Source organism: Megasphaera intestinihominis (genome assembly GCF_040096415.1).
Classification (GTDB): Bacteria; Bacillota; Negativicutes; order Veillonellales; family Megasphaeraceae; genus Megasphaera; species Megasphaera intestinihominis.
Genome location: NZ_JBBMEU010000070.1, coordinates 1 through 10768 on the forward strand (window position 1 = coordinate 1; position 10768 = coordinate 10768).

The 10768-nt window shown below is 54.7% G+C and carries 6 protein-coding genes; 2 read left to right on the forward strand and 4 right to left on the reverse strand.

Annotated features, from left to right (window positions below; all coding sequences use genetic code 11):
- Nucleotides 1–154: 154 nt before the first annotated feature.
- From WMO23_RS09755 to WMO23_RS09770, 4 genes are all read right to left on the reverse strand, one after another.
- Entirely contained in the window at nt 155–1321 is a 1167-nt protein-coding gene (locus WMO23_RS09755) for an N-acetylmuramoyl-L-alanine amidase family protein (RefSeq protein ID WP_349173912.1), read from the reverse strand.
- Nucleotides 1322–1683: 362 nt separating this feature from the next.
- A complete protein-coding gene (locus tag WMO23_RS09760) occupies nt 1684–2991 on the reverse strand; it encodes an S-layer homology domain-containing protein (RefSeq protein WP_020311203.1) in 1308 nt (435 codons plus the stop codon).
- 420 nt (nt 2992–3411) lie between these two features.
- The gene (locus WMO23_RS09765) at nt 3412–4869 is read right to left on the reverse strand and encodes a [FeFe] hydrogenase, group A (protein WP_292282330.1); all 1458 of its coding nucleotides are present in this window, start codon (nt 4867–4869) and stop codon (nt 3412–3414) included.
- A gap of 194 nt (nt 4870–5063) precedes the next feature.
- Nucleotides 5064–6929 (reverse strand): ABC-F family ATP-binding cassette domain-containing protein, encoded by a 1866-nt coding sequence (locus tag WMO23_RS09770; RefSeq protein WP_349173914.1) that lies wholly within the window; start codon nt 6927–6929, stop codon nt 5064–5066.
- Between the two features lie 144 nt (nt 6930–7073).
- Between WMO23_RS09770 and ftsH the strand changes: the two genes are divergently transcribed.
- Nucleotides 7074–8894 carry an ATP-dependent zinc metalloprotease FtsH gene (ftsH, locus tag WMO23_RS09775; RefSeq protein ID WP_349173916.1) on the forward strand — a complete coding sequence of 607 codons (1821 nt, stop codon included), beginning with the start codon at nt 7074–7076 and terminating at the stop codon, nt 8892–8894.
- A 245-nt stretch (nt 8895–9139) separates the two neighbouring features.
- The gene (locus WMO23_RS09780; protein ID WP_292261292.1) at nt 9140–10690 is read left to right on the forward strand and encodes a putative polysaccharide biosynthesis protein; all 1551 of its coding nucleotides are present in this window, start codon (nt 9140–9142) and stop codon (nt 10688–10690) included.
- The last annotated feature ends 78 nt before the right edge of the window (nt 10691–10768 follow it).

Consider the following 10768-nt stretch of genomic DNA (forward strand, 5'->3'; position numbering starts at 1 on the left):
GTTGTTAGCGGATGGGTTTAAATTTAAAGGTTTTCTCTGCAAACTACAAACTCTGTGCTACAAACTATAAAGTAAACGGGGCCGCGCATGATGGTAGAAGCCTTCGTGCGACAGCCCCGTTTTTACTACAAACTCTGAACTACAAACTTTTCTCTTAATTCCCGTTATGGTTGAAGTAGTCGGCCAGGCCTTTGACGATGCTTTCGGCAAAGTTCTGCTGCTGGGCATCAGAGTTGAGGGCTTTTTCTTCGTTCGGGTTGGAGATGAAGCCCAATTCCAGCAAGGTTGCCGGCATGTTGGTGTGCAAGAGGACGTAGAAGTTGGCCGTCTTGACGCCGCGGTCGGCAAAGTTCGTCGCCTTCATGTTCTGAAGGTGGATGTAGTTGGCCAGACCGTAGTCATACGGGGTCTTACTGTTGTAATAGGCTGTGACGCCGCCTGCTGACGGGGAATCGAAGGAATCGATGTGGATGCAGACGAAGACGTCGGCTTTGGCTGCATTGGCGATGTTGCAGCGGGCCTGCAGTTCTTCGACAGCGCCATCATACGGTGCGTAGACATCGACGTCAGTCGTGCGGGTCATGATGACATTGGCACCAGCTGCACTGAGCAGGGATGCGACTTTCTTGGAAATGGCCAGGGTAATGTCCTTTTCCTTGGAATACGTTCCGACAGCGCCGGAGTCCGAACCGCCATGGCCGGGGTCGATGGCAATGGTCTTGCCCTGGAGGCCCTTGGTCAGGCTGTAGGTCTTGCTGCTGCTATAGGCCGGGACATTGGTTGCCGGCTGCTTGGTAGACGACGGTTTCCAGCTCTGAGATGGCTTGGTCGCCCCTTTGATACCGATATTGGTATCACCCCAATGGCTCCACTGCTTGAGCTTGCCCGATTTATCGTTGATGTCGATGACGACACGGCTCGATACTTTACTGCCTGTTGCCCCGGGAAGGGTAAAGACTTTGACGTCATTCTTGGTGACGGCCCGCGGGACCTTGATGGTCACGTCCATACTCGACGAGCGAGACGATAAGGTGACACGGGAAATGACGTTGCTGTTGGGCTTATAGCTCTTAGCCACATTCTTGCCAATCCCTGTGTTAGGCAAAGTGACGAAAACATACTCGCCGGAGTTATCGATGTATAGCTTGGGATTGGCCTTACCGCTGACATCGAGGACGGTCCGAACAAAAGGCGTGTTGGCATCTGTTCGCGTTGCCGTCCGCACATTGGTAATTTCCGGCTTAGCCGCTGCCTGGGCCGATACCATCGGTATCAGGAAGACGAGCAGCATAAGCGGAAGGATCCACAATTTTTTCAACACAGTATCTTCTCCTTTACGATCCTAAACTGTTTCAACTTATTCATTATACAACGATTCGGGCGGAATTGGCAATTATTTTCTGTAGGGGCGACCACGTGGGGCGCCCGTTCACGCAAATCCGGTTCACAAGTATTTCACATGTACCCGGCGGGCTCGCCACGCGCGAGCCCCTACAAAACATAATATAAAAAATTAGCAATCATTTTTATCTCGTGGCTCGTGGCTAGGGGTTAGCAGTTAGCAGTCAGCAGTTAGCGAAAAAGGACTGTTTCATGATGGCAGATACCCTTATGAAACAGTCCTTATAAGACAACCTCTCAGACCGCCTTCGGCGGCCAGCTCTCCTATGAGGCGAGCCTTTTTTAGAACAAGAAGTTGATTTCTACGTCGGTGAATTCGTCAGGGTCAGCGGCATTGCCGTGTTTGGTCTGAGTGCCAAAGGTCTGGGCTGCCGTGAGGATGACGTTCTTGGCCAGGGTGTAGTCGATGCCGACGCCCCAGGATTTGACGTTATCCAGGACGCTGTCATCACGCCAGGAGTTGGTCGCACCGCCGAGGAGCGCGCCCTTGTCGGAGTTGATGTATTCGACCCAGGCATCCCAGGAGCCGCGGGCATCGCTGGCAGCCGAACCGTAGGTCAATTTGCCGATCCATACTTCCGGATCATTGGTAACGTCATTATTGATTTTTTCATAGTTAGCCAGGGCGTTCCATTTGCCGAAGTTGAGGCTGGCATAAGCCCCCCAGAGATCATCAGCTTTAAAACCGTTAATACCATTGAAATCATTATAGTAGACGCCGACAGCCGAACCAGCTGCCCGGCCGCCGCCGAAGAAGCCTTCCAATTCGCCATAACCGGTTTTAACACCAAGAAGTCCATTGCCTTCAACTGCAGCATCTTCAACAGTATCACCGGCTTTGAATTTACCATAACCAGCCGTAGCTGCGAAGTGGTCGTTGGTGTATTTCAATTCAGCCCGGTCAAAGACGTCGCCATACTGGAAGCCGTAAGCGTTTTCACCGCCCAGGACGTACGTATCGGTACGGCCGACGCTGAGGTTCCAATGGTTGCCGCCGAAGTTGTAGTCGACTTTGGCATCGTCCGTGAAGATGTTGCCGTTATCGCTGGCAGCGCCGTTATCGGCGAAGTTGATGTCATCCGTGCTGATGCCGTAGGTTACGGTCGTGCGGTCATTGACCTTGGCATTGGCCCGGACGCGGACGCGGTAATCCCAGGAAGCGTCTTTCTTATAGCCCGTGCTGGCCTCGCTGCTGGTGTCCTGATGCTGGAAACGGATACGGGCATCACCGCTGAGTTTTACGTTGCCCACGCGGTTTTCCAGGGCACTGACGCGGACGCCGAGGTTGTTCAGTTCGTCAGCATATTCATCAGCCAATTTGTTGATGAGGGCGCGCTGTTCAACGGACGCTTTGTCCATGTGAGCCATGGCTTTGGCGACCATTTCAGCGGCTTCGTAACGGGTGATGTTGCGTTCGCCCTGGAAATAAGAGCCGTCTACGCCCTGGATGATGCCGGCGTCAGCGAGTTCGACGACGGATTTATAAGCCCAGCTGTCGCTCGGTACGTCGACGAAGGGGTTGGCTGCAAAAGCGCAGGCTGCGCCGACAGCCATCATAGCGGCTAAGGATGTAACGATTTTCTTTTTCATCAATATGACCTTCTTTCTCTGTGTAAAAGCCTGGAAGCATGACACGATGAAGGCGTCCCCCTATCCGCTGCGGTCGAGTGTGCCTAGTTTCCTCTCGCATTACACAAAGGTTTTGCCCACATTGTCCCATTTATCACATGACTTGTTCCAATGAGTACATAGTCATTATACATTTCATGATATTAATTGTCAATATCTTGTTTGGGAGCAAAAAAAGGACCTGTCTTTTATACGACAGGTCCTTTTTCTGTAGGGGCGCCACGTGGGGCGCCCGCTATGAAATATGTAGATTCCCTAACTAGTTTGCTAAAAAAACATCCAAATCCCTAACGGGTCGCCCACGTGGCGACCCCTACGCAGGCTTTTACTAAGAAATTCAACCTCTCCGGCCCTTTGGGCCACCTCCCCTAACAAGGGAGGCTATTCTTCTGTTGTCGGGGGTTTATACTTCGGCGACATGGGGTTGGTCTGGGGCGTGAGGTTCTTCATGCGGCCCAGCTGGTCGCTCTTGTCGGAGAAGTAGGTGTGCAAGGTGAATTCGGCCATTTCCGACAGCGGTTCGTCGAGGAAGGCTTCGTAAAGTTCTTCGATTTCCGGGTTCTGCCAGCTGGCTTTGACGTCCGTTTCTTCGTCGCTCTTATAAATCGATGCCGTCCGGGCTTCCTGGACTTTCTTGACCTGCGGCAGTTTGACTTTCGGCTGGCCGCCGCCGCCGATGCAGCCACCGGGGCAGGCCATGACTTCGATGAAGGAGTAGTCTTCAAAGGAGTCGTTCTTGATGAGGTCGTCGATGAAGGCGCGGGCGTTGCCCAGGCCGCTGATGGCAGCGACGTGAAGGACGAAGTGGCCGAAGATGACCGTTGCCTTCTTGACGCCCTGCAGGCCGCGGACCGGTTCAAAGGGAATGAAGTCCTTCGGTGCCGGACGACCCGTGAACATGTGGTAAGCCGTGCGGATAGCCGCTTCCATGACGCCGCCGGAGTTGCCGAAGATACGGCCGCCGCCGGAAGCTTCGCCAAAGGCCTTGTCGAACTGGCCGTCTTCGAGGTTGGCGAAATCGATGTTTTCGTCCTGGATCCACTGAGCCAGTTCACGCGTCGTAATGCAGATATCCGTATCGCGGATTTCCGGTTCATCCCAGAAGAGGCCGGCTGCGCTCAGTTCAGGACGGCGGATTTCCGCTTTCTTGGCCGTGCACGGCGTGACGCAGACATTGACGATCTTCTTGGGGTCGATGTTCTTCTGCTGGGCGAAATAGGTCTTGATGACCGGGCTGAGGATGCTGATAGGACTCTTGGTCGACGACAGATGCTGGAGCAGGTCGGGGTAGAAGGTTTCGGCAAATTCGACCCAGGCCGGGCAGCAGCTGGTGAACTGCGGGATAGGAATTTCTTCGGACTGCAGGCGGTGCAGGAGTTCCGTCGCTTCTTCCATGATGGTCAGGTCGGCGCCGAAATCGGTATCGAAGACATAGTCCGCACCGAGCGTACGCAGGGCAGCGACCATCTTCCCTTCGACAAAGGTACCGGGGTCCATGCCGAAGGCTTCGCCCAGGCCGACGCGGACAGCCGGAGCCGTCTGGAAGATGACGATCTTTTCAGGGTCTTTCAGGGCTGCCTTGACCTTGTCGACATCGTTGACTTCGACGATGGCACCAAAGGGGCAGGCAGACGAACACTGGCCGCAGTGAACGCAGATGGGCATGTCGCCTGTACTGGACAGGGAATAGTAGTCCAACACAGTCTGTGTGTCGGCACAAGCCCGGCGACATAAGGTGCAGTTCTTACACTTCGTCACATCAAATTGAACGGCACAGTTGTGTTCATCAATGGGAACACGACGGTCAATTTTTTCAAAACGGGAATGAAATTCAGGCATATGCAGATACTCCTTTTCGGTCAGAAATTCAGTAAGTTTGAAAATCAGTAACTATGTAACATTTTATCACAAACTTCATTACCTATAGGATAATACAAAGTGGCATGGATTTCCATTACTTTTGTGTAATTCATCTGCCTATTTTTCCATAATTTCTATGCTTTTTTGTAATATTTTAAAAAAATCGCCGTAATCTATGATTTTAAGTCTTCTAACTCACACCATCTTTCGGTCAGCGTATCGACTTTATCCTGCGTTTCCTTCTGCTCGGCCAGCAGGGATTCGACTTCTTCGTAATTGCTCCCGGCGGCGGCAATAGCCGCATTGAGGCCTTTGAGCATGGCTTCGTAGCGCGGCAGTTCTTCCGTGATGCGCCGCAATTCTTCTTCCTGCCGCGACGTCAGGCCGGCTTTTGCTTTGGTAGGCGTAATATTCGTTTTAGTAATAGAAGGTGAAACGGGCTTTTCGCTTTTCTTTTCTTGGTGATGACTGTATTTTTCTTCCAAGTATTCACTATAGTCACCGTAAAAGCGGTCCCATGTCCCCTTTTCTAATGTGAAAAGTTTATCAACCACCCGGTCCAGGAAGTAGCGGTCATGGGATACGACGAGGACGACGCCCTGGAAGGTATCGAGGTAGCGTTCGAGGACGGTCAGGGTCGGGATGTCCAGGTCGTTCGTCGGTTCATCCAGGAGGAGGACGTTGGGCTGGTCCATGAGCAGGCGCAGCAGGTACAGGCGCCGCCGTTCGCCGCCGCTCAGCTTGGCAATGTAGGTATACTGCATTTCTTCAGTGAACAGGAACTGGTCCAGCAGGCGCGTCGCCGAAATGCGCTGGCCGAACTGGTTGGTCACGAAATGGCCGTGTTCCTGGACGTAGTCGATGACCCGCATGCCTTCGTCGAACTGGGGCAGCTGCTGGGTAAAGAATCCGAAGCGCACGGTCTGGCCGATAGTGACTGTCCCTTCCGTCGGCGCCAGCTGGCCGGCCAGGACTTTGAGCAGTGTCGACTTGCCGACGCCGTTCTCGCCGATGATGCCGATGCGGTCGTGCTTGACGACGTGATAGGTCACGTGCTGGAACAAAGGATGGGCCGGGTCGTAGCCGAAGGCCATGTCGTCGATGTCGATGATGGTCTTGCCCAGGCGGACGGACGTGTCGAACATTTCCACTTCGCCGATGGGTTTGCCCGCTTCGATGGCGCAGAGCTGTTCATACCGTTCCTTACGGGCTTTCTGCTTCGTCGACCGGGCCTGGGCGCCGCGCTGGATCCAGGCCTTTTCACGGCGGATGAGGTTGCGCCGCTTGGCTTCGCTCGCTTCTTCCCGTTCGAGCCGGGCCTGGCGCTGTTCCAGGTACTGGCCGTAATTGCCGGTATAGGTATAGACGTGACCCCGGTCGAGTTCGATCATGGAATCGGCAACGCAGTCCAGGAAATAGCGGTCATGCGTGCTGAGCAGGATAGCGGCCTTGCTGTCGCGCAGGTATTCTTCGAGCCACATGATGGTCTTGTCGTCGAGGTGGTTCGTCGGTTCGTCCATGATGAGCAGGTCGCAGGGCATGATCAGGGCCCGGGCCAGTCCCAGGCGCTTGCGCTGGCCGCCGGACAATTCGTCGACGGACTGGGAAAAATTGGAAATGCCCAACTTACTGAGAATGATCTTGGCATGGGCTTCCAGTTCCCACGCCTGCTGTTCGTCCATTTCGGCACTGAGGGCGACGACGGCTGCATCGTCATCGCGCTGGACCGCTTCTTCGTAGCACTGGAGGAGCTTCATGACCGGCAGGTCGCCGTCGAGGACGCTTTCCAGGACCGTATGGCCCGACACGAGCTGCGGTTCCTGCGGCAGGTAATGGATGCGCACCTTGGGATTGCGCCAGATCGTGCCGCTGTCGGTGTCGGTCAGGCCGGCAATGATTTTCAGGAGTGTCGTCTTGCCGGCGCCGTTGAAGCCGATGAGGCCCAGTTTCTGGCCGCCGTCGATGGCAAAGGTCACGTCGTCGAAGAGGACGCGCAGGCCATAGGATTTCTTTACATTTTCTACGGTTAATATATTCATTATATGCTTCATCACTTTCTTGGTGTATTTTCTTTTACCCTAGCACATCCACCGGGAATATGCAAGGCAGTCCCCTCTTGCCAGGTCCCGCAAGGAGTGTACAATAAAAGTATAGCTTGATTTTTTCAAAGGATGTGAGGAATTGTGAAAGAAGTCAAAGAAAAGAAGAAACCGATTTTATTCTATTATATCGTCGCTTTGGCTGTCATTTTCATGTTCAACGCCATCGCCCGGCCTTATTATGATTCGAAGAGTGTCAAACAGGTCGATTACGGGACGTTCATGAACATGACGGAAGACGAAAAGATCGCCGACGTCCAAATCGAAGAGAACCAGATTCTCTTCAAGGACAAGGACGGCAACGAATACCGCACGGGCGTCGTCAACGACCCGCAGCTGACGGAACGGCTGCACAAGGCCAATGTCTCCTTCAATGAAGTCATCAAGGAAAAGGATTCGCCCTTTACGGACTTCCTCATCGCCTGGATCCTGCCGATCCTGATTTTCTTCGGCGTCGGCTACTATTTCAACCGCAAGCTCATGAACCACGGCGGCGGCAATTCGCTCATGTTCGGCGCCAAGAACCAGGTCAAGGTCTACGTCCCGTCGGCTAACGGCATCCATTTCGATGACGTCGCCGGTGAAGACGAAGCCAAGGAAAACCTGTCGGAAATTGTCGATTTTCTCCATCATCCTGATAAATACGCCAAAATCGGGGCCAAGATGCCCAAAGGCGTCCTCCTCGTCGGCCCGCCGGGCACAGGCAAGACCATGCTGGCCAAGGCCGTCGCCGGTGAAGCCGGTGTGCCCTTCTTCCCCATTGCCGGGTCGGAATTCGTCGAAATGTTCGTCGGCATGGGCGCTTCCAAGGTCCGCGACCTCTTCCAGCAGGCCAAGCAGAAGGCGCCGTGCATCATCTTCATCGACGAAATCGACGCCATCGGCCAGAAACGCACGGGCAATGCCATGGGCAACAGCGAACGGGAACAGACGCTGAACCAGCTGCTGACGGAAATGGACGGTTTCAACGCCGATGACAACGTCGTCATCCTGGCCGCGACGAACCGGCCGGAATCGCTGGACCCGGCCCTGCTGCGGCCAGGCCGTTTCGACCGCCGCGTCCCTGTCGAACTGCCGGACCTGGCTGGCCGTGAAGCCATCCTCAAGGCCCACGCCAAGAAAGTCGCCCTCGGCGACGACGTCGACTTCCACACTATCGCCCGTATGGCCGCCGGGGCTTCCGGCGCCGAACTAGCCAATATCGTCAATGAAGCGGCCCTGCGCGCCGTCCGCGACCACCGCGACGCCGTCAGCCAGGCCGACCTGGAAGAAAGCATCGAAGTCGTCATCGCCGGTTACCAGAAGAAGAACGCCATCTTGTCGGACGACGAAAAGAAGACCGTCGCCTACCACGAAATCGGCCACGCCCTGGTCGCTGCCCTCCAGAGCCATTCGGCACCGGTCCAGAAAATCACCATCATCCCCCGCACATCAGGCGCCCTGGGCTACACCATGCAGGTCGACCAGCAGGATAAATACATCCTGTCCCGGGAAGAACTGGAAAACAAGATTGCCACTCTCACCGGCGGCCGGGCTGCGGAAGAAGTCGTCTTCAACCAGGTCACGACAGGCGCTTCCAACGACATCGAACAGGCGACCAAGCTGGCCCGGGCCATGATCACCCGTTACGGCATGACCGACGAATTCGACATGGTCGCCATGGAAACAGTCACCAATAAATACCTCGGCGGCGATACGTCCCTGGCCTGCGCGCCGGAAACGCAGAAATACATCGACGCCAAAGTCGTCTCTGTCGTCAAGGAACAACACGCCAAGGCCAAGAAAATCCTCGAAGACCATCGCCCGGCCCTGGATGCCCTGGCCAAATACCTCTACGAAAAAGAAACGATTACCGGCAAAGAATTCATGGATATTTTGAGAGCGCAGACCGCAGGTCGTGACTAGTGGTTCGTGGCTCGTGGTTCGTGGCTAGTGGCTCGTGGTTCGTAGCTCGTGGTTCGTGGTTCGTGGCTCGTAGGGGCGCCACGTGGGGCGCCCGCCATGAATAATGGCGAATACGTGGCTATCGGCTGACTCCCCTTTGGGACGGCCCCCACGAACGGCTAACACTTCACTATATACAAGGTCTGGCAAATGTGCTAAAATTAGTTGTTATGTTGGTAAAAATTTTATAGAGTTAAGGGGTTATCATGGCAAACAAGTTTATCTCCGGCACATTGATCCTGACCTTGTCGGGCTTTGTCGTCAAAGCCATTGGCAGTATCAACTGGATCATCTTGTCCCGTATTCTCGGCGGTGAAGGCATCGGCATCTATCAGATGGCTTTCCCGATTTACCTGCTGGCACTCGATATTTCCAGTGCCGGGCTGCCGATTGCAATTTCCATCATTACAGCTGAAAAAGTAGCCAAACAGGACTATTTCGGCGCCCAGCGCATTTTCCACGTGTCCTTGTCCATGCTCTGTACGACGGCACTTTTTTTGAGTATCCTCATGTTCTTTGGTTCCAGCTTCCTCATCGATGAACACATCATCCGCGAAAGCCGGGCCTATTATTCGCTCATCGCCCTGGCACCGGCCATCTTCTTTACGACGATCATTGCCGGCTACCGCGGCTATCTGCAGGGCTGGCAGCAGATGACACCGACAGCCATTTCCCAGATCGTTGAACAGCTGGTCCGCGTCGTCGTCATGCTCGGCTTCGCCGCGCTCCTCCTGCCGTACGGCCTCGATTATGCCGCCGGCGGTGCCAGTCTCGGCGCCGGCGCCGGTGGGTTTGCAGCCTGGCTGGTCCTGGTCTATTACTATTATAAGTTGAAGCGGACCCTCCCCGTCGACGGGCCGACATTCGAGCAGGAAAGCATCAAGCACATCCTCAAGCGCCTGGTCATCCTGGCTATCCCCATTTCCCTGTCGAGCATCATGCTCCCCGTCGTATCCAACCTGGACCTGCTCATCGTACCGCGGCGGCTGGAAGTAGCCGGTTATTCGACCCATCAGGCCACGGAGCTGTTCGGTTACCTGACGGGCATGTCCGTACCGCTCATCAACCTGGCAACGATCCTGACGGCAGCCATGGCCATGAGCCTGGTGCCGGCCATCAGCCACAGTTTCACCTTGAAGGAATACGATGAAATCCGCGAACGGACGGCGACGTCCATGCGCATCTCCTTCCTGGTCACCATTCCCTTCAGCGTCATCCTCTACGTCATGGCCGAACCGATTGTCACCTTCATCTACAACGCGCCGGCCGCTACGGATGCCACGCGGGCCGTGGCCATCGCCATCTGCTTCTTGGGCCTGCACCAGATTTCGACGGCTATCCTTCAGGGCCTGAAGAAACCGAAGATCCCGGTCATCAACATGGCTGTCGCCTGTGTCGCCAAGGTCCTGTGCAACTGGTTCTTAGTCGCCATCCCGACCCTGGGCATCACCGGGGCTTCCTATGCGACAGTGGCCGACATCGGCGTCGCTGCCGTCCTCAATATGTTCTTCATTTACCGTAAAATCGGTTACGTTATCGACATCAAAGTCGTCATGAAAAACATCGTCTCTGCCGCCATCATGGGCGTGGCCATGTATTTCATGTACGCCTTCCTCTTCCCTTACCTGGGACTCTTCCTGGACCTCTTCCTGACCTGCATCGTCGGGTCGGCCATCTACATCGGCTGCATGGTCCTCAACGGCGGTGTCACCAAAGAAGACGCAGCCAAAATGCCCCTTATCGGACGATTTTTCTAGAAAAAGGGGCTGTAACAAAATGAGTTTTTTTGCTCATTTTGTTGCAGCCTTCCTTCTTTCCCATAACTAACACAATAG